Genomic DNA, 18,968 nt, shown 5'->3' with positions numbered 1-18,968 from the left:
CTTCCTTTGTACTCACCCTCTCGGGCTTTCCTCCGGGCGCTTCCCTTCGGTCTTGCGTTTCCAACCTTACCAGATCCGTTTTCCGTTCCGTTTCCGGTTCAGAATTTCATTTCCGGTGGCCGTTGGAGGGCCTTGCCTTTCGGCGTGTCCACTACGTTAACCGATTCCCTCAGCAACTCATAATTGAGTTTCGCGAGTTCGAATTTCGGCATGCGGGCACGCCGAAAAGGACCCGGTGAGGGAGGTTGTAGATAGTGGTTTGGCTGCTTCCGGTTGCTGGCTGAACGCCATACCCGGTCAAGCGGCTCGGGCTACATTACGGATCCCGCAAGACCGCGTCAAGTTCGGCGGCGGCGGGGGGTGTGGGCCCGATAAGGGCTCACCGTGGGGTCGTTGGCGATCCAGAAACGCCAGGGATGGACCCCGCCGTCGCCGGCGACTCCGGTACGCGGGCCGCTGAGTACCTGGTCAGCGGGGACCGGTGTGCCGTGCAGGATCTCTACCGGGGAGTTCCCGGGGGCGCAGGCGTCCGTGCCGTCGTGGGCACGGTCCACCGCCAGGGCTGTGGCCAGACGGGCCGGGCCTTTGGCCAGTTCTGTGTCCTTACGGGCCGATAGTCGACGTTTGCGGGCGAACTCGGCGCCCTCGGTGATCTCGCCGGCGCGCAGGAGGACCCCGCTGGCCGTACCCGGAGGGCCGCAGACGAGGTTCATGCAGTGCCACATGCCGTACGTGAAGTAGACGTACACATGGCCGGGCGGCCCGAACATCACGCTGTTGCGGGCGGTCTGTCCTCTATAGGCGTGCGAGCCCGGATCATTCGCGCCGTCGTAGGCCTCGACCTCCGTGAGGCGGAGCTCGATCGGGCCGTCGTCGGTGTGGTGCACCAGGGTGCGGCCCAGGAGGTCGGGGGCGACGTCCAGTACAGGGCGGTCGAAGAACTTGCGGGTCAGGGGCGTACGGTCAGGGGCCGCGATCATGCCGTCCGAGGGTAACGGAACGGGCGGGCTCGGCACGCGCGGAACCGGGCGCCGGTGTACCGCGTTTGTAGTCAGCAGGACCAGCAGGTTCAGTCATCGCGAGATCACGGTTCACCTACGGAGGAGATCGAGTCATGGGCTTCAAGCGACTGTTGGCAAGTCTGGGTGCGGGCGGGGCGTCCGTCGAGACGGTGCTGACCGAGGCCAATGTCGTACCCGGTGGTGTCGTCCAGGGTGAGGTCCGGATCCAGGGCGGATCCGTGGACCAGGAGATCGAGGGACTGTCCGTCGGACTGCAGGCGCGGGTCGAGGTCGAGGGCGGCGACCAGGAGACCAAGCAGGACATCGAGTTCACCAAGGTGCGGCTCGGCGGCGCCTTCACGTTGCAGGCCAGCGCGGTGCACGCGGTGCCCTTCGGCCTCGAGATCCCCTGGGAGACGCCGGTCACGACGATCGACGGGCAGCCGCTGCGCGGGATGAACATCGGGGTGACCACCGAGCTCGAGATCGCCCGCGCCGTGGACTCCGGTGACCTGGACCCCATCAGCGTGCACCCGCTGCCGTCGCAGCAGGCGATCCTGGACGCCTTCATCAGGCTCGGGTTCCGCTTCAAGAGCGCCGACATGGAGCGTGGGCACATCCGGGGCACGCGGCAGAAGCTGCCGTTCTACCAGGAGATCGAGTTCTACCCGCCGCAGCAGTACCGGGGCCTCAACCAGGTCGAGCTGAGCTTCGTGGCCGACGACCGGGAGATGGACGTCGTCCTGGAGATGGACAAGAAGCCGGGCCTCTTCAGCGAGGGCAGCGACACGTTCCGCTCGTTCGTCGTCGGGCACCACGACTTCCAGGGCACCGACTGGTCCGCGTACCTGCACCAGTGGCTGTCGGAGGTCGGCAGCCGGAAGAACTGGTTCTAGGGTTTCAGAGGCCGGATTCCGTAGAACCCGGGACAGTGCAGAACCCGTGACTCAGGAGGTGTCGTCGTGACCGAGCAGCCCGAGCGGGCGCCGTTGCCGCATGACTTTCATCCGCAGGTGCCGTCGTTCACCGTGGTGAGCGAGGACTTCGAGCCGGGTGGAGTGCTCGGCGACGCTCAGGTCCACGCGGCCGGGAACACCTCGCCGCAGCTGCGGTGGGAGGGCTTCCCGGCGGAGACCAAGAGCTTCGCCGTGTCGTGCTTCGACCCGGACGCGCCGACGGGCAGCGGGTTCTGGCACTGGTCCGTGTTCGACATCCCGGCCTCGGTGACCGAGCTGCCGGCGGGTGCGGGCAGCGGCAAGTTCGAGGGCCTTCCCGAGGGCGCCGTACAGGTGCGCAACGACTACGGGACGAAGGAGTTCGGCGGCGCCGCGCCGCCGGCCGGGGACCCTGCGCACCGTTATGTCTTCACCGTGTACGCGGTGGATCAGGAGAAGCTCGGAATCGACTCCGACACGTCGCCCGCCGCCGTCGGGTTCAATCTCCGGTTCCACACGCTCGCGCGGGCGCAGGTGCTCGCCGAGTACGCGGCTCCGGCGTGAAGCACGGAGCGCACGGGGCGCACACAGCGCACTGAGAGTTGTCGTTCACCGAACGTTTGCCCGTCTCTGGTCTTGGAAGTGATCAGAGGCGGGCATTTTTTATTGCGTTGTCCATCTCGGCGGGCGCGGCCAGAGTTGACGCACGGACGCCGAGGGGTGATCCGTTGCGTACGGGAGGTGGGCAGGGTGCGGGACACATTGGTGCTGAACGCGAGCTTCGAACCGCTCTCGACAGTCACGTTGAACCGAGCCGTCGTGCTGGTGCTTCAGGACAAGGCCGTCGTGGAGCAGGCCCACCCCGAGCTGCGGATGCGCGGAGCGGCGCTCGACATACCGGTGCCGCGGGTGATCAGGCTCTGTAGATACGTCCGGGTGCCGTTCCGAAGACGCGCGCCATGGTCCAGGCGCGGGGTGCTCGTACGGGACCAGCACCGGTGCGCGTACTGCGGGCGGCGGGCGACGACCGTGGACCACGTGGTGCCGCGGTCGCAGGGAGGCGCGGACTCCTGGCTGAACACGGTGGCGTCCTGCGCCGAGGACAATCACCGCAAGGCCGACCGGACGCCGGAGCAGGCCGGGATGCCGCTGCTCAGGCAGCCGTTCGAGCCGACGCCGGCCGATGCGATGCTGCTGTCCCTCGGGGCGGACGGCCGGGCGGACCTGCCGGGATGGCTGGGACAGCAGAAGGTGGCGGCGTAGAACGGCCGTAGCGGACATCGGAACGGGCCGCCGACCTGATGGTCGGCGGCCCGTTCCTGTGTCAGCGGTCGACAGAAGTTCGAAGACAGGCCCTCAGTCGATGTTGGGCTGCTCCCGGCGCTCCTTCGCCGGGGCGGCCGGGGTAGGGGCGCCCGCCATCGGGCCGAAGTTGCCCATGGCGCCGCTCAACCCCTTGAGCGCGTCGCCGATCTCGCTGGGGACGATCCACAGCTTGTTGGCGTCACCCTCGGCGATCTTCGGGAGCATCTGGAGGTACTGGTAGGCGAGGAGCTTCTGGTCCGCGTCTCCGGCGTGGATGGACTCGAAGACCGTACGGATGGCCTGCGCCTCGCCCTCCGCGCGCAGTGCCGCCGCCTTCGCCTCACCCTCGGCCCGCAGGATCGCGGACTGCTTCTCACCCTCGGCCGTGAGGATCTGGGACTGGCGGATACCTTCGGCGGTGAGGATCGCGGCGCGCTTGTCACGGTCGGCGCGCATCTGCTTCTCCATCGAGTCCTGGATGGAGGTGGGCGGCTCGATCGCCTTGAGCTCGACGCGGTTGACGCGGATGCCCCACTTGCCGGTGGCCTCGTCGAGGACGCCGCGCAGCGCCGCGTTGATCTCCTCGCGGGAGGTCAGGGTCCGCTCGAGGTCCATGCCACCGATGATGTTGCGCAGGGTCGTCACGGTGAGCTGCTCGATGGCCTGGATGTAGCTGGCCACCTCGTAGGTCGCGGCCCTCGCGTCGGTCACCTGGTAGTAGATGACGGTGTCGATGTTGACGACGAGGTTGTCCTGCGTGATCACCGGCTGCGGCGGGAACGGGACGACCTGCTCGCGCAGGTCGATGCGGTTGCGGATGGAGTCGATGAAGGGGACGACGATGTTCAGACCCGCGTTCAGGGTGCGGGTGTACCGGCCGAACCGCTCCACGATGGCCGCGCTCGCCTGCGGGATGACTTGGATGGTCTTGATCAGGGCGATGAAGACCAACACCACCAGAATGATCAGGACGATGATGATCGCTGACATCGCGTCTCCTGTGCCCTTCGTACCGTTGTCCTCCCGGCGCCGTCACGCCGGAAGATCATGAGATCGTGCTGGTCGAGTCTGTCAGAACCGCCCATGTGGCGTGGCGAGTTCACGCGACCCGCGGGCTACATGACGATCGCCGTCGCTCCCTCGATCTCGACCACGTCGACCTGCCGGCCCGGTTCGTACACCGCGGCCTCGTCGAGGGTGCGGGCCGACCAGATCTCGCCCCCGAGTTTGATCCGGCCGCCGCTCGCGTCGACGCGCTCGACCACGACGGCCTGTTTGCCCTTCAGGGCGTCGATGCCCGTGGCCAGTACCGGTTTTTCGGCGCGCTGGCGTACGGCGATGGGTCGGACGACGGCGATCAGCGCGCACGAGACGACGGCGAAGACCACGACCTGGAGGACCGCACCTCCCCCGAGTCCTGCGGTCACGGCGCCGGCGACGGCGCCCACGGACAGCATGCCCAACTCGGGCATGGCGGTGATCACGAGCGGGATTCCGAGCGCGGCCGCCCCGATCAGCCACCACACCCATGCGTCTATGTCTGCCACACGGTCATGGTAGATCCGCGGACGGCCGTGCCGACAGGGGACGATCGGCCCGCCGGGCCGAAACCGGCACCTCAGCCCAGGGGAAGACCCGTCGCGGTCCAGCGGTCGTTCCGCTGCTCGACGACCAGCGGGAGGCCGAAGCAGAGGGAGAGGTTGCGGGAGGTGAGCTCCAGCTCCAGGGGGCCCGCGGCGAGAATCTTGCCCTGACGGATCATCAGCACGTGAGTGAAGCCCGGGGCGATCTCCTCGACGTGGTGCGTGACCATGATCATCGAGGGGGCGATCGGGTCGCGGGCGAGGCGGCCGAGGCGGCGTACGAGATCCTCGCGGCCACCCAGGTCGAGGCCGGCGGCGGGCTCGTCCAGGAGGAGCAGTTCGGGGTCGGTCATCAGGGCGCGGGCGATCAGGGTGCGCTTGCGCTCGCCCTCGGAGAGCGTGCCGAACCTGCGGTCCAGGTACTCGCTCATGCCGAGGCGGTCGAGGAAGGCGCGGGCGCGCTGCTCGTCGATGTCCTCGTAGCTCTCCTGCCAGCCGGCCGTCATGCCGTAGGCGGCGGTGAGCACGGTCTGCAGGACGGTCTGGCGCTTGGGCAGCTTCTCGGCGAGGCCGTTGCCGGCGATGCCGATGCGCGGGCGCAGTTCGAACACGTCCGTGCCGGGCTTGCCGAGGGTCTCGCCGAGGATGGTCGCGGCGCCACTGCTCGGGAAGAGGTAGCTCGAGGCGATGTTGAGGAGGGTGGTCTTGCCGGCGCCGTTGGGTCCGAGGATGACCCAGCGCTCCCCCTCCTTCACCGACCAGGAGACCTGGTCCACCAGAGCCCGGCCCTCGCGGACCACGGATACGTCCTCCAGCTCCAGCACATCGCTCATGAGCGCGTTGTCTCCCATTGCAGTCTCGGCCGTCTCTCGTGCGTCCGTGAAGGTTCGGCTTGTTCGGCGCTGGACGCAGCCCCCAAAGGGAAAACCTACGCCACTGGTCCCGTGGTCCATTCCATCGGCCGGGGTTTTGGCGTCCCCCGGGGCTTCTATGGTGGGGCTCATGCTCTCGGAACCACGCTCTGGACGTCTTGCGGCATGGGGAAATGCCCTTCTTGCCGGTCTTGTCGCGCCTGACGACGCGGTGCTCGCGATCGTCGGAGAGGACGCGGTGCACCGCGTCGAGGGGATTCCCGGCGAGGCGGGCCCCGTCGGACTGACGCTGGCGCTCGGCCGGCTGCGGGCCCTCGGGGTCGTCGGACTGCGGGTCGCGCTGCCCGCGCCGGGGCATCCGCTGGGGCTGAGCGGGCCGCCGGAGTTCAACGCGCGGGCCGTCGACGCCGAGGAGGCGGTGGTCTGCTTCGGGGCGGCGCTCGGTCTGATCCCCGAGGTGTACGAGGCCGGGCCGGACGGCGATGTACATGCCGAGGTGCTGTGGCACTGCCTGCCCGTGCGGGAGGCGCCGCCGGCCGACGTGCCCTCGCTCGGTGAGGCCGAGCGGGAGCTGGCGGAAGCCCTGCGGGACGCCACGGAGGTGCTGACGCGGCTGGATGTGGCGGGGTCGGGGCCGATGGCGGAGGCGGCCATCGACGCGTACCGGGCCCGGGCCGAGCGGGGCCGGGAGGCGCTGGCCCCCGGGTATCCGCCGCGGGCCGTACGCGTCCTTGAGCTGGCGCAGCGGGTGGGGATGCTCGTCGATGTGGCGTACGAGAGCGGTCACGGCGGGGCGGTGAGCGCGTCGGAGATGGGGGCTCGGGCGGTGGCGCTCAGGCCGGTGGAGCGGACGGCCAGGCGGGCGCAGGTCGCCGCGTACAACGCGTTCGTGGAGGAGCGGCAGCGGGGGTGAGAGCCTGTGTCATAAGCCCGGTCGGATCAGCGCGCGGCGTCTGGTGCGTGCGATCGCAAGGCGCCGGAGCGCCATCGTGGCGGAGCCACGTGGGCGTTTCGGCAACGCGGCTGGGGGTCTCCCCCGGCCGAAGGCTGGGGGAGGGCGTGCCAGACGCCGCGCGCCCGGACGGGGAATGACACAGGCTCTGACCGGGCGGCCCGGTCTCACGGGTCACCGGGCGTGGACATGCCGGAGCCCCGCGGGCCGGGGTCCGCGGGGCTCCGGTGCGCCTGCTCGGCGGAGGAATGTCAGTCGTTCGCCGCGGGGTTGCCGAAGGTCGGGTTCAGCAGGCCGATCACGTTGATCGAGTCACCGACGACGTTGACCGGGATGTGGACCGGCACCTGGGCCTGGTTGCCCGAAATGACGCCCGGGGACGACGTGGCCGCGCCCTCGGCCCCCGCGTCGGCGACGGCGGCACCGGCCGAGGCACCCGCGGCGACACCGGCGACGGCTACGGCCAGAGCGGCCTTCTTGGCGATGTTCATATGAAGTGTTCCTCCAGATGGTGCGTTCCGGCCCCAAAGGCGAGCCGCACGGTGAGCAACGTCGCGGCCGGGCGAAGGGAACGGGTCGACGGCGGGATACGCCCGATCGGATCAACAGCCCTGGGAGTCCGACTGCCGGGTTGCGGTGGGGAGTTGGGCCGACAAACGGACCGGCCCCCCGGGGCGCACCCGAGAGGCCGGTGGGTCCGGGGACCCTGCGAGCCTGTCTCTCAACAGGCTCCGAGCTTGTGTCAGCCGTTGAAGCCGGCGTTGCCGAAGGCGGGGTTCAGCACGCCGATCACGTTCACGCTGTTGCCCACGGCGTTCACCGGGATGTGGATCGGGGCCTGCACCAGGTTGCCCGAGCCGACGCCCGGCGAGTGAACGGCCGCGCCGTCCGCGTGCGCACCGTCAGTGGCGGAGGCGAGACCGGCACCGGCGGCGAGCAGTCCACCGGCGACGAGGGTGACAGCCGCGGCCTTCTTCAGGTTCTTCACTTCGAGCTCCTCCTTGCGATTGCCGCGGCCAGCCGCCGCAGCACGCACTGGAGAACGCGCCGGGGTCCGGCAGGTTGCGCCGAATGGAGGACACATACACGACAGTATGAATCTCTGACCGGACGGGAACCGCCCCCGCCGGGGTCCAGTAGTGCGCCGGAGCGGGTTCGTCAGCCCGCGGCTCCGTGCCGTACGGCCCACAGGGCGGCCTGGGTGCGGTCCGCCAGGTCGAGCTTCATCAGGATGTTCGATACATGGGTCTTGACCGTCTTCTCGGAGAGGACGAGGGCGCGGGCGATCTCCCGGTTCGACCGGCCGTCGGCGATCAGGCCGAGGACCTCGCGCTCCCGCTCGGTGAGCGAACCGCCCCTCCCCTGGCCTCCACTGACCTCCTGGGAGAGCAGGGCGTCCGCCACCTCGGGCTGGAGCAGGATGTGGCCCGCGTGGACGGAGCGGATGGCGCCGGCCAGGGCATCGGGGTCGACGTCCTTGTACACATAACCGGCGGCTCCGGCGCGCAGGGCCGGGACCACGGTGCGCTGCTCGGTGAAGCTGGTCACGATCAACACGCGCGCGGGGTTGGCCAGTTCGCGGAGCTTGCGCAGCGCGTCGACGCCGTCCATGCCCGGCATCTTGACGTCCATGAGGACGACGTCGGGGCGCAGCTCCTCGGCCCGGGCGACTCCCTCGGCGCCGTCGGCCGCCTCGCCGACGACCTCGATGTCGTCCTGGATCTCCAGGAACGTCCGCAGGCCGCGGCGGACGACCTGGTGGTCGTCGACCAGGAGCACTTTGATCGGTTCAGCCACCGGGGACCTCCATGTCGATCGTGGTGCCCTTGCCGGGCTCCGATTCCACTGTGAGCCGGCCGCCGACGCCGCCGGCCCGGTCGCGCATGGAGACCAGGCCCAGGTGGCGTCCCGCACGGCGGATCGCCTTCGTGTCGAAACCCGTGCCGTCGTCGGTGACGCGGAGCGCCGCGCCCGCGCCGCGCTTGTCGAGCGTCACCCGGACGTGCTCCGCGCCGGAGTGGCGCAGCGCGTTGTGCAGGGCTTCCTGGGCGACGCGCAGCATCGCCTCCTCCTGGGCCGCGGGGAGGGCTCTGATGCCGCCGGTGGCGAAGGTGACCCGGGCCGTGTGGGCGCGGTCGAGGACCTGGATCTGCGTACGGAGTGTGGCGACCAGGCCGTCCTCGTCGAGGGCGGCGGGGCGCAGCTCCACGACGGCGGCGCGCAGTTCCTCCGTGGCCTCGGCGGCGAGCTCGACGACGTGCCGCAGCTCGTCCTTGGCGCGTGCGGGGTCGCGGTCCACGAGCTTGGCGGCGGCCTGGGCGGTCAGACGCAGGGAGAACAGCTTCTGGCTGACGGCGTCGTGCAGTTCGTGCGCGAGGCGGGAGCGCTCCTCGGCGATGGTGAGCTCGCGGCTGCGCTCGTAGAGCCGGGCGTTCGTCAGGGCGATCGCGGCGTGCTGGGCGAGGATGCCGAGCAGTTCCTCGTCCTCCTGGGTGAAGCCGCAGCCTCCTTGCGGCTTGGGGCATCTCTTGTTCGCGAGGAAGAGCGCGCCGATCGTCTCGTCGCCGTCCTTCACGGGCAGGCCGAGGAAGTCGGACATGTCCGGGTGGGCGGAGGGCCAGCCTTCGAAGCGGGGGTCCTTGCGGACGTCGGCGAGGCGCTCCGTCCGTGCCTCGCGCAGCATCGCGGCGAGGATGCCGTGCTGGCGCGGGAGGGGGCCGATGGCCTTCCACTGGTCCTCGCTGACGCCGTCGACGACGAACTGGGCGAAGCCGCCGTGGTCGTCGGGCACCCCGAGCGCCGCGTACTCGGCGTCGAGCAGTTCGCGCGCCGAGGCGACGATCGTCTTGAGGACGTCGCGCACCTCGAGGTGCCTGCTCATGGCCAGCAACGCGGCGCTCACCGCGGCCAGTCCTGTCCGGGGGCCGTGACTCATGCCGTCACCGTACCGGCGGGGTGTGACAGCGCGGATCGGACCTGTGGCGGCAGTCGCCTAGGGCCGTGGGCGTAGGCCGAAGGGCCCTGCGGTGTTGCGGCCCGCGCACGAGGTGCCTCCGCCCTTCGGGTTCCTACGTTGAGGGCAGTACGCAGGGTCGGCGGAGCGAGGGGACGGTTGTCATGGCGGTAGCGATCATCACGGGGGCGTCCCGGGGGTTGGGGCGGGCGCTGGCGACGGCGCTGGCCGAGCGGGGCTGGGATCTCGTCCTGGACGCGCGGTCCGCGCAGCCGCTGGAGGAGGTCGCGGCGGCGCTGCGCAAGGGGGGTGGGACGGTACGGGCGCTGCCGGGTGATGTCTCCGACGGCGGGCACCGGGTCGAGCTGATCGCGGCGGCCTGGGAGCTGGGCGGCCTGGATCTGCTGGTGAACAACGCGGGGGTGCTGGGGGTGGCGCCCCTCGTGCCGCTGGAGCAGCACCCGCTGAACGACTTCCGGGCGGCCCTCGAGGTGAATGTGGTGGCGCCGCTCGGGCTGCTCCAGGAGGCGCTGCCGCTGTTGCGCGAGGCACCGGCCGGGGCGGTGATCAACCTGAGTTCGGACGCGGCCGCGGAGGCGTACGGCACGTGGGGCGGTTACGGCGCGACGAAGGCGGCTCTCGACCAGCTGTCGGCGGTGCTCGCGGTGGAGGAGCCCGGTCTGCGGGTGTGGGCCGTGGATCCGGGCGCGATGCGTACGGACATGCTGGCGGCCGCGGAGCCGGACGAGGATCCGAGTACGGTGCCGCACCCCGACGACGTGGTCCCCGCTTTTCTGCGCCTTGTGGAGCAGCGGCCCCCGAGCGGGCGGTACGCGGCCCCTTCCTTGCTGGAGTCCCGATGACGCTCGCGCTGCGCGTCCCGGAGGAGTTGTCGGCGCGGGTGCCGGCCGAGCGGCGGGGGCCGGGACGGGACAGGTCGTCCGTGCGTCTTCTGGTGTCGCGCGGCACCGAGGTCGCTCATCGCCGGTTCGCCGAGCTGCCGGGCGAGCTGCGGGCCGGCGATCTGCTCGTCGTGAACACCTCGCCCACGCTGGCGGCCGCCGTGGACGGGGTGCTCGGCCACGCGCGCGTGGTCGTGCATTTCTCGACGCGCGGTGACGACGGGCGCTGGGCGGTCGAGCTGCGGGATCCGGACGGGCGCGGCACCACGCACCCGCGCGCGGGTGGCCCGGCGGGTGCGCAGGTGTCGCTCCCCGGTGGCTCCAGGCTCGTATATGACGAGCCTGTCGCGGCGGATTCGGGGCGGCTGTGGTGGGCGCGGGTGGAGGGGGACGTGCCGGCCCTGTTGCGGCGGCACGGGCGGGCGATCCGGTACGCGTACACGGAGCGGGATCAGCCGCTGTCCGCCTACCAGACGGTGTTCGCGCTGCCGTACGCGGACGGGGAGGGCAGTGCCGAGATGCCGAGCGCGGCGCGGCCCTTCACGGAGGCGATGGTGGCGCGGCTGGTGAGCCGGGGGGTGCAGTTCGCGCCGATCACGCTGCATACGGGAGTGGCGTCGGCGGAGGCGCACGAGCCGCCTTATGGGGAGCGCTTCGAGGTGCCGGGCGCGTCGGCCCGGCTCATCAACGCGGCGCGGGCGGGCGGGGGCCGGGTCGTGGCCGTGGGGACGACCGCCGTGCGGGCCGTCGAGTCGGCGGTCGGCGCCGACGGGGCGGTGCGGGCGGCGCGCGGCTGGACCGGGCTCGTCGTGACGCCGGAGCGCGGGGTGCGGGCGGTGGACGGGCTGCTGACCGGGCTGCACGAGCCGGCGGCGTCCCATCTTCTGATGCTGGAGGCGATCGCCGGGCGGGCGGCGGTGAGCCGCACGTACGAGGAGGCGGTGCGGGGGCTCTACCTCTGGCACGAGTTCGGGGACGTGCACCTCATCCTTCCGGAGGAGAGGCCTCACGCTGTGCGTTGCGAAGGCAACCGCGCGTGAGAACGGCAGTGACCGGATGTGACGCCGCGCATAGGGCGCACATCACGTACGAAGGGCCCTAGTGGAACAGCACAGGAGCTGAACCCCGAGGCTGTGCGGGGGCTGGGAGTCGCGCGACGGCTTCCGGCCCCCTTTTTCGCGGCCCCGGCCCACTACCCGGCTTCGTACGTCACACCTTTGCCACGGAATTTTGCGGCCGCTAAGAATGGCCTCCGTCGCTCAGCGCCGACCGGGTTTACCCACGGCGTTCGTGTCCCAAACACAGCCCGTCCGGTCCGGTCGGCGAGCGGCCCCGTTCTTCGAGAGGTCCCCGTCTCCCATGTCCAAGTACAGCTTCCCCGGCCATAGTCAGCTGACCCGCGTCCACAAGGCCTCGATGGCCGGTGTCGCCGCTCTCGGCGCCGCGGCTCTCGCGGTGACGCTGGTACCGGGCCAGGACACGCAGGCCCAGGCCGAGACGGTCTCCTCCGCTCCGGTCACCTACACGACAAGCGCGGGCACCCAGCAGATCAAGGACGTGCAGGCGAGCGTCACCGACCAGCAGGCCAGCGCGTCGGAGAAGGCCAAGCAGGCCGCCGCGAAGATCAAGGCCCAGCAGGAGGCCGAGGCGAAGAAGAAGGCGGACGCCGAGGCCAAGGCGAAGGCCGACGCGGCGGCGAAGGCGAAGGCCGAGGCGGACGCCAAGGCCAAGAAGGAGCGCGAGGCCCAGGAGGCCGCCTCCCGTGCCGCCGCGCGCAAGCCGGTCTACGCGAACAACCTGGACGGCTGGATCAAGCAGTCGCTCGACATCATGCAGGCCAAGGGCATTCCGGGCAGCTACAACGGGCTCTACAGCAACATCATGCGCGAGTCCACCGGCAACCCGAACGCCATCAACGGCTGGGACGTCAACGCCCAGAACGGCACGCCGTCGATCGGCCTGCTCCAGGTCATCCAGCCGACCTTCGACGCGTACCACGTCGACGGCACCTCGACGAACATCTACGACCCGGTCGCCAACATCACGGCCGCCGCCAACTACGCGGCCCACACGTACGGCTCGATCGACAACGTGAGCAGCGCGTACTGAGCCTCGGTGAGCGGCGCGTACTGAGACGCATTGACGGGACCTCTGGGTCCGGAACACGCTGAACCCCCATGCCAGTGAAGGGCGGCACCCCGACGAGGGTGCCGCCCTTCACTGGCCTACGGGTGTCACGGGTGTGACGGGTGTGCTTACTTGCGCATGACCTCGGGCTCGTGGCGGCGCAGCAGGCGGGCGACCGCGAAGCCGCAGATCACGCCGAGCGCGATCAGGACCGTCAGGTTGATGCCCCACTGGGTGACCGAGTGCTCCCACAGCGGGTCGAGGTCGTTCGGCTTCTTCAGGTCCCACGGCGGCATCAGGTGGGACAGGTCGAGCGTGGCTCCGGCGGCGCCGATCGCCCAGCGGGACGGCATCAGCCAGGCGAACTGCTCCAGGCCGATCGATCCGTAGATCTGGAAGAGGACGCCGGTGAAGACGACCTGCACGATGGCGAACATGACCAGCAGTGGCATCGTCTTCTCGGAGGTCTTCACCAGCGCGGAGATGACCAGGCCGAACATCATCGAGGTGAAGCCGAGCGCGATGATCGAGATGCACAGCTCGAGCGCCGGCGGCATCAGCAGGCCTTCCTTGGGAAGGTCCCGCGGGGCGAAGCCGATGGCGCAGATGATGACGCCCTGGATGGCGGTGATGAAACCGAGGACGATGACCTTGGACATCAGGTACGCGGAGCGGGACAGGCCGACGGCGCGCTCCCGCTCGTAGATGACCCGCTCCTTGATCAGCTCACGGACCGAGTTGGCCGCGGCCGAGAAGCACATGCCGACCGCGATGATCAGCATGATCGTGCCCGCGTCACCGTTGAACTTCGACGGCGGTTTGGGCGGGGCCAGACCGAAATCGGCCGGAATGACCACGGAGACGACGCCCAGGACCGCGGGCAGGATCACCATGAGGCCCATGAAGCCCTTGTCGGACGCGATCACCGACACATAGCGGCGGATCAGCGTGATGAGCTGGGCGGCCCAGGGCTGCGGTTTGGGCGGTTTGATCGCGGCGGGCGGCGGCATCTGCACCGACTGCGCGGCCACGGCGTCGATGTCGGCCGCGTACATCTGGTAGTGCTGCGAGCCCTTCCAGCGGCCCGCCCAGTCGTAGTCCCGGTAGTTCTCGAACGCCGAGAAGACGTCGGCCCAGGTCTCGTAGCCGAAGAAGTTGAGCGCTTCCTCCGGCGGGCCGAAGTACGCCACCGAACCGCCCGGCGCCATCACGAGGAGCTTGTCGCAGATCGCGAGCTCGGCCACGGAGTGGGTGACGACGAGGACCGTGCGGCCGTCGTCGGCGAGACCGCGGAGCAGCTGCATGACGTCGCGGTCCATGCCCGGGTCGAGGCCCGAGGTCGGCTCGTCCAGGAAGATCAGCGACGGCTTGGTCAGCAGCTCCAGGGCGACGGAGACGCGCTTGCGCTGGCCACCGGAGAGGGAGGTGACCTTCTTCTCCTTGTGGATGTCCAGCTTCAGCTCGCGCAGCACCTCGTCGATGCGCTGCTGGCGCTCCTGCTCGCTGGTGTCCGCGGGGAAGCGGAGCTTGGCGGCGTACTTGAGCGCCTTCTTGACGGTCAGCTCCTTGTGCAGGATGTCGTCCTGCGGGACCAGACCGATGCGCTGACGCAGCTCGGCGAACTGCTTGTACAGGTTCCGGTTGTCGTAGAGGACGTCACCCTGGTTGGCGGGGCGGTAGCCCGTGAGCGCCTTCAGGAGCGTCGACTTGCCGGAGCCGGAGGGGCCGATGACGGCGATCAGCGACTTCTCCGGGACGCCGAAGGAGACGTCCTTGAGGATCTGCTTGCCGCCGTCGACGGTGACCGTCAGATGGCGCGCGGAGAAGGAGACGTCACCGGTGTCGACGAACTCCTCGAGCCGGTCGCCGACGAGGCGGAACGTGGAGTGGCCGACGCCGACGATGTCGTTCGGGCCGAGCAGCTGGGAGCCGCCCTTGGCGATCGGCTGACCGTTGACGTACGTGCCGTTGTGCGAGCCGAGGTCGCGGATCTCGTAGCGGCCGTCGGGCGTCGCGTGGAACTCGGCGTGCAGGCGCGAGACCTGGAGGTCCGAGACGACCAGCTCGTTCTCCAGGGCGCGGCCGATGCGCATGACGCGGCCGAGCGCGAGCTGGTGGAACGTGGTCGGGCTGCGGTCGCCGTAGACCGGCGGGGCCCCCGCGACGCCGCCGGGTCCCTGCTGGTTCGGCACCTTCTGCACGGGCGGCTGCTGCTGCCACGCCTGCTGCTGCTGAGGCATCTGCGACTGCTGGTGCTGCTGCGGGGCCTGCTGCTGCCAGCCCGGCGCACCGCTCTGCGGCTGCTGATGCGGCTGCTGGTGCGGCGGCGGCGGCTGCGTGAGGCCCGCGGCCTGCTGCTGCGCCTGGTGCGGCGAGGCGACGGCGGCGGCCTGGCTGCTGCCCTGCACGTTCACGCGCGGACCGTCGGTCGAGTTGCCGAGGTGCACCGACGAGCCCGGGCCGATCTCCATCTGGTGGATCCGCTGGCCCTGCACGAAGGTGCCGTTGGTCGAGCCGTGGTCCTCGATGACCCAGCTCCGGCCGCCCCAGCTGATCGTGGCGTGGCGCCAGGACACCCTGGCGTCCTCCAGCACGACATCTCCCCCCGGATCGCGGCCGAGGGTGTAAGGCCTGGACGGATCGAGCGTCCAGGTCCTGCCGTTCAGTTCCAATACGAGTTCAGGCACTCCATGCCCCACTGAGTTGTCCCCCGAAGTTGTGCCCCGTCATGGGGAGTCTAGGGATGTCGAACATCGTGAGGAACTATTTCAGGAACGGCCCCGTGACCGAAAGTCGGGCCTTGCGTCAGGGGTTGTGAAGACTCTCGGACTCCCCCGGCGCCCGCGCCGTTGACGTGGCAGATACGGCCCCGGAGAGTGGTAAGCGCCTACAACTCCCTACGGATCATGCGCAAAGGGGGTATCAGGGGCGACGCGGTACGGATCGGGGGGTCCTGATGGAGACCGGCCACGACACGACTCGGCGCCGCGGCGTGCCCGTCGGCGACGTACTACTTTCGGCCATCGCCGCGGTGAGCTGGGCTTTCATCGGAATGGCGGGCGTCGCGGCGCTCGGTCTGCATCTGCTGGGGGCGGATTCCGCGGGGTCGCTCGGGCCGATGACCGCCGCGGTCGTGGCGGTCGGCGTCGGCGGGCGCGTGACGCCCTCCGGTGACGTGTCGGCCTTTGGTCTGGACGGCGCGCAGGCGAACACCGCGATCGATGTCACGCCACTGGGCGTGAGCCTCGTGGGCGCGCTCCTGTTGAGCTGGTTCTTCCTACGTTCCTTGCGGGCGCGGGGAGTTGAGGTCGCTCCCGGCGAACTGGTGGCCCGGGCGGGAGCCGTGATGGTGCTCTTCGTGGCGATGCTCGGCGGGCTCGTCTGGGCGGGTCACGACCTCATCACGATTGACGGTTCGAAGCTGGGGCTGAACGACATTCCGGGCGCCGGTGGCCTGCCGGACGACATCGAGGACAAACTGCCTGGTGGGATCGGGGGGCTGCTCCCCGACCGGCTCGGCGACCTCGCGGACGCGAAGGCCTCCGTCGGCTTCACGGTGCAGACGGGCGCGACGCTGCTCGGCGGCGCCGCCTTCGTGATCGGGGTGCTGCTGATCGCGCTGCTCGCGTCGCGCCGCACTCCCCTGCCGCGCGCCCTCGCGCCGGTGCACCGGATGGTGCGGCCGGCCGCGTCGGCGCTCGTGGCGGTCCTTCTGGTGACGGTCCTCGCGGGCCTGGCCGCGGCGGCGTACGCGATGATCGGCGACGACCATCCGAAGCGGATCGCGGGCGCGGCGCTGCTCGGCGCGCCCAACGGGACGTGGCTCGGGGTGCCGCTCGGCCTCTTCGTGCCTTGGGACGGCAACGCCTCGGGTGAGCTCGTGAAGCTGCTCCCCGACCCGCTGGACGATCTTCTCAGGGTTACGTCCGACCGGCCCGTGACCCTGGGCCGACTGGCCGAACTCGACAACAGGGTATGGCTGTTGGCGATCGCGACAGCTCTGATGATGCTGTTCGCCGGGGTGCTCACCGCGGTGCGGACGCCGCGGGCGCCGGGGCAGGGCGCGGCCGGGTTCGCGGGGCGCTGCGCGCTGCGGCTCGGTGTCGTGACGGCGCTCGCGCTGCCGCTCCTGGTGTGGCTGACGGACATCTCGGCGAACGCGTCCCTGTCGGTCCTCGGATTCGACGCGTTCGACGCGGGCATCGATCTGCACGGCAATCTCGGGATGGCACTGCTGCTCGGCGCCGCGTGGGGCGCGGGGGCCGGGGCGGCCGGGGCGCTCCTCGCCTGCGCGAGCGGGACCGCGGGGCGGCGGGTGGCGGCGCAGGCCGCCCCGGCGGGGGACGCGGACGGGGCCGCCGCGTCGCAGGAGCCGTCCTCCGCACCGGCCGGCCCGTACCGGACGAGCCTCCCGTTCCGGCCGTCGAACGCGGACACGAACCCGTATCTGAGGCCGTACGGCCTCGGGCCGTACGACGGACGCCCGTACGACGAGACCCCGCGCGACGGGGGCCCGTACGACGGGAACCCGTACGGCTCGGGCGGCCCGGGCGGCCCGGACGGGCCCGACGGTGCACGCGGCCAAGGGAGGCCCGGGGCGGATCCGTACGGGCGAGACACATACGGGAGGGATCCGTACGGGAGGGATACGTACGGGAGGGATCCGTATGACCCGATCCGACGCGAGCCGCCCAGGTCGGAGCCGCCCGGGCAGGGTCCGGCCGGGCAGGAGCCGTCCGGACCGGAGCAGGGGTCACAGCAGGGGCGGGAGCCACAGCAGGGGCGGGAGCCAGGTCGCGGCGGGCCCCGGGTGGGGCCGCCCCCGTATGACGACGGTGCGAACGGCGCCCCCACCGTGGCGGGGCCGCGGCGGCCCGGTGGTGACGGCGGGTGGCCGCCCCCGCCACCGCCGCCACCACCTCCGGGACCGACCCGGGACGGACGGCGGCGGCGCGGGGACAAGGACGGACGCTGAGGGAAGACGGCGCAGGACAGGGGTGGCGTCGCCCCTGTCCGGTACGCGGACCGGGGCCGCGCGTCCGCACACAAGCCCGATAACGTGTGAGCATCATGAGCGCTCCGCAGCCCCAGCACCCCGCTGATGCCCCGCACGTCGACGGACACCTGCCCGTGCCGGCCGACGTCCCGACCCTTCTGGTCAAGATCTTCGGCAAGGACCGGCCCGGCATCACCGCCGGGCTCTTCGACACCCTCGCCGCCTACTCCGTCGATGTCGTCGACATCGAGCAGGTCGTCACGCGCGGCCGTATCGTCCTGTGCGCCCTGGTGACCGAGCCCCCGGCCGGTCTGGAGGGCGATCTTCGGGCCACCGTCCACAGCTGGGCGGAGTCCATGCGGATGCAGGCCGAGATCATCTCGGGCATCGGCGACAACCGGCCGCGCGGCGTGGGCCGTTCCCTGGCGACCGTGCTCGGGCATCCGCTCACCGCCGAGTCGACCGCCGTCATCGCCGCCGCGATCACCAGGACCGGCGGCAACATCGACCGTATCTTCCGGCTGGCCAAGTACCCCGTCACCGCCGTCGAGTTCGCGGTGTCGGGCACCGAGACGGAAGCGCTGCGCACCGCGCTGGCCACCGAGGCCGCCAAGCTGGGCGTGGACATGGCCGTCGTCGCCGCCGGGCTCCACCGCCGCGCGCAGCGGCTCGTCGTGATGGACGTCGACTCGACGCTCATCCAGGACGAGGTGATCGAGCTGTTCGCGGCGCACGCGGGCTGTGAGGCCGAGGTCGCCGAGGTGACGGCGGCGGCGATGCGCGGCGAGCTGGACTTCGAGCAGTCGCTGCACGCGCGCGTGGCGCTGCTCGCCGGGCTCGACGCGTCGGTCGTGGACAAGGTCAGGAGCGAGGTGCGGCTCACGCCGGGCGCCCGCACGCTGATCCGTACGCTCAAGCGCCTCGGCTACCAAGTGGGCGTCGTCTCGGGCGGGTTCACCCAGGTCACGGACGATCTGCGGGAGCGGCTCGGGCTCGACTTCGCCCAGGCCAACACCCTGGAGATCGTCGACGGCAGGCTGACCGGCAAGGTCACCGGGGAGATCGTGGACCGCGCGGGCAAGGCGCGGCTGCTGCGGCGGTTCGCCGCGGAGGCGGGGGTTCCGCTCGCGCAGACCGTGGCGATCGGCGACGGCGCCAACGACCTGGACATGCTGAACGCGGCCGGGCTCGGCGTCGCCTTCAACGCCAAGCCGGTGGTCCGCGAGGCCGCGCACACCGCGGTGAACGTGCCGTTCCTGGACACGGTCCTGTACCTGCTCGGCATCACACGCGAAGAGGTCGAGGCGGCGGACGCGCAGGAGGCCTGAGCCGGCACGCTCCG

At 70.6% G+C, this 18,968-nt stretch carries 18 protein-coding genes; 9 read left to right on the top strand and 9 right to left on the bottom strand.

Annotation, left to right across the window (positions count from 1 at the left end; all coding sequences use genetic code 11):
• Positions 1-338: 338 nt before the first annotated feature.
• Positions 339-980, bottom strand: coding sequence for a DNA-3-methyladenine glycosylase (locus ABD366_RS02070; RefSeq protein WP_324768222.1), 642 nt, complete (start codon positions 978-980; stop codon positions 339-341).
• A 134-nt stretch (positions 981-1,114) separates the two neighbouring features.
• On the opposite strand from ABD366_RS02070, the gene ABD366_RS02065 reads away from it, so the two are divergent.
• From ABD366_RS02065 to ABD366_RS02055, 3 genes are all read left to right on the top strand, one after another.
• Positions 1,115-1,897 (top strand): sporulation protein, encoded by a 783-nt coding sequence (locus ABD366_RS02065; RefSeq protein WP_324768221.1) that lies wholly within the window; start codon positions 1,115-1,117, stop codon positions 1,895-1,897.
• 66 nt (positions 1,898-1,963) lie between these two features.
• Positions 1,964-2,500, top strand: coding sequence for a YbhB/YbcL family Raf kinase inhibitor-like protein (locus tag ABD366_RS02060; RefSeq protein WP_324768220.1), 537 nt, complete (start codon positions 1,964-1,966; stop codon positions 2,498-2,500).
• A 186-nt stretch (positions 2,501-2,686) separates the two neighbouring features.
• A complete protein-coding gene (locus tag ABD366_RS02055) occupies positions 2,687-3,199 on the top strand; it encodes an HNH endonuclease (RefSeq protein WP_324768219.1) in 513 nt (170 codons plus the stop codon).
• A 93-nt stretch (positions 3,200-3,292) separates the two neighbouring features.
• On the opposite strand, the gene ABD366_RS02050 is transcribed toward ABD366_RS02055, so the two are convergent.
• From ABD366_RS02050 to ABD366_RS02040, 3 genes are all read right to left on the bottom strand, one after another.
• On the bottom strand, positions 3,293-4,231 hold the full coding sequence (locus ABD366_RS02050; RefSeq protein WP_324768217.1) for an SPFH domain-containing protein: 939 nt from the start codon (positions 4,229-4,231) through the stop codon (positions 3,293-3,295).
• A gap of 125 nt (positions 4,232-4,356) precedes the next feature.
• The gene (locus ABD366_RS02045; RefSeq protein ID WP_324768216.1) at positions 4,357-4,788 is read right to left on the bottom strand and encodes an NfeD family protein; all 432 of its coding nucleotides are present in this window, start codon (positions 4,786-4,788) and stop codon (positions 4,357-4,359) included.
• A gap of 71 nt (positions 4,789-4,859) precedes the next feature.
• Positions 4,860-5,657: an ABC transporter ATP-binding protein gene (locus ABD366_RS02040; RefSeq protein WP_324768215.1), complete on the bottom strand. Its 798-nt coding sequence runs from the start codon at positions 5,655-5,657 to the stop codon at positions 4,860-4,862.
• A gap of 169 nt (positions 5,658-5,826) precedes the next feature.
• On the opposite strand from ABD366_RS02040, the gene ABD366_RS02035 reads away from it, so the two are divergent.
• Positions 5,827-6,609, top strand: a complete 783-nt coding sequence (locus tag ABD366_RS02035) for a hypothetical protein (protein WP_324768214.1) — start codon at positions 5,827-5,829, stop codon at positions 6,607-6,609.
• 290 nt (positions 6,610-6,899) lie between these two features.
• On the opposite strand, the gene ABD366_RS02030 is transcribed toward ABD366_RS02035, so the two are convergent.
• The 4 genes from ABD366_RS02030 to ABD366_RS02015 form a co-directional block, all read right to left on the bottom strand.
• Positions 6,900-7,139 (bottom strand): chaplin, encoded by a 240-nt coding sequence (locus ABD366_RS02030; protein ID WP_324768213.1) that lies wholly within the window; start codon positions 7,137-7,139, stop codon positions 6,900-6,902.
• A 251-nt stretch (positions 7,140-7,390) separates the two neighbouring features.
• Positions 7,391-7,636: a chaplin ChpE gene (gene chpE, locus ABD366_RS02025; RefSeq protein WP_324768212.1), complete on the bottom strand. Its 246-nt coding sequence runs from the start codon at positions 7,634-7,636 to the stop codon at positions 7,391-7,393.
• Between the two features lie 170 nt (positions 7,637-7,806).
• Positions 7,807-8,445 carry a response regulator transcription factor gene (locus tag ABD366_RS02020; RefSeq protein ID WP_324768211.1) on the bottom strand — a complete coding sequence of 213 codons (639 nt, stop codon included), beginning with the start codon at positions 8,443-8,445 and terminating at the stop codon, positions 7,807-7,809.
• Positions 8,438-9,583, bottom strand: a complete 1,146-nt coding sequence (locus ABD366_RS02015) for a GAF domain-containing sensor histidine kinase (RefSeq protein WP_324768210.1) — start codon at positions 9,581-9,583, stop codon at positions 8,438-8,440. The genes ABD366_RS02020 and ABD366_RS02015 overlap by 8 nt, the downstream gene beginning before the upstream one ends.
• 182 nt (positions 9,584-9,765) lie before the next feature.
• Between ABD366_RS02015 and ABD366_RS02010 the strand changes: the two genes are divergently transcribed.
• The 3 genes from ABD366_RS02010 (at position 9,766) to ABD366_RS02000 (ending at position 12,612) form a co-directional block, all read left to right on the top strand.
• Positions 9,766-10,464, top strand: a complete 699-nt coding sequence (locus ABD366_RS02010; protein WP_324768209.1) for an SDR family NAD(P)-dependent oxidoreductase — start codon at positions 9,766-9,768, stop codon at positions 10,462-10,464.
• Positions 10,461-11,543, top strand: a complete 1,083-nt coding sequence (locus ABD366_RS02005; RefSeq protein ID WP_324768208.1) for an S-adenosylmethionine:tRNA ribosyltransferase-isomerase — start codon at positions 10,461-10,463, stop codon at positions 11,541-11,543. Before ABD366_RS02010 ends, ABD366_RS02005 begins: the two co-directional genes overlap by 4 nt.
• Positions 11,544-11,862: 319 nt before the next feature.
• Positions 11,863-12,612, top strand: a complete 750-nt coding sequence (locus tag ABD366_RS02000; protein ID WP_324768207.1) for a transglycosylase SLT domain-containing protein — start codon at positions 11,863-11,865, stop codon at positions 12,610-12,612.
• A 146-nt stretch (positions 12,613-12,758) separates the two neighbouring features.
• Here the strand turns inward: ABD366_RS02000 and ABD366_RS01995 are convergent, their stop codons facing one another.
• Entirely contained in the window at positions 12,759-15,317 is a 2,559-nt protein-coding gene (locus ABD366_RS01995; RefSeq protein ID WP_324768206.1) for an ABC transporter ATP-binding protein/permease, read from the bottom strand.
• Between the two features lie 269 nt (positions 15,318-15,586).
• Between ABD366_RS01995 and ABD366_RS01990 the strand changes: the two genes are divergently transcribed.
• Positions 15,587-17,605, top strand: a complete 2,019-nt coding sequence (locus ABD366_RS01990; protein WP_344440941.1) for a streptophobe family protein — start codon at positions 15,587-15,589, stop codon at positions 17,603-17,605.
• Positions 17,606-17,700: 95 nt separating this feature from the next.
• Entirely contained in the window at positions 17,701-18,954 is a 1,254-nt protein-coding gene (gene serB, locus ABD366_RS01985; protein WP_324772385.1) for a phosphoserine phosphatase SerB, read from the top strand.
• Positions 18,955-18,968: the final 14 nt, after the last annotated feature.

Source organism: Streptomyces kunmingensis, from assembly GCF_039533535.1.
In the GTDB taxonomy this organism is placed as follows: domain Bacteria; phylum Actinomycetota; class Actinomycetes; order Streptomycetales; family Streptomycetaceae; genus Streptomyces; species Streptomyces kunmingensis.
This window is presented reverse-complemented; position numbering and strand designations above follow the sequence as displayed.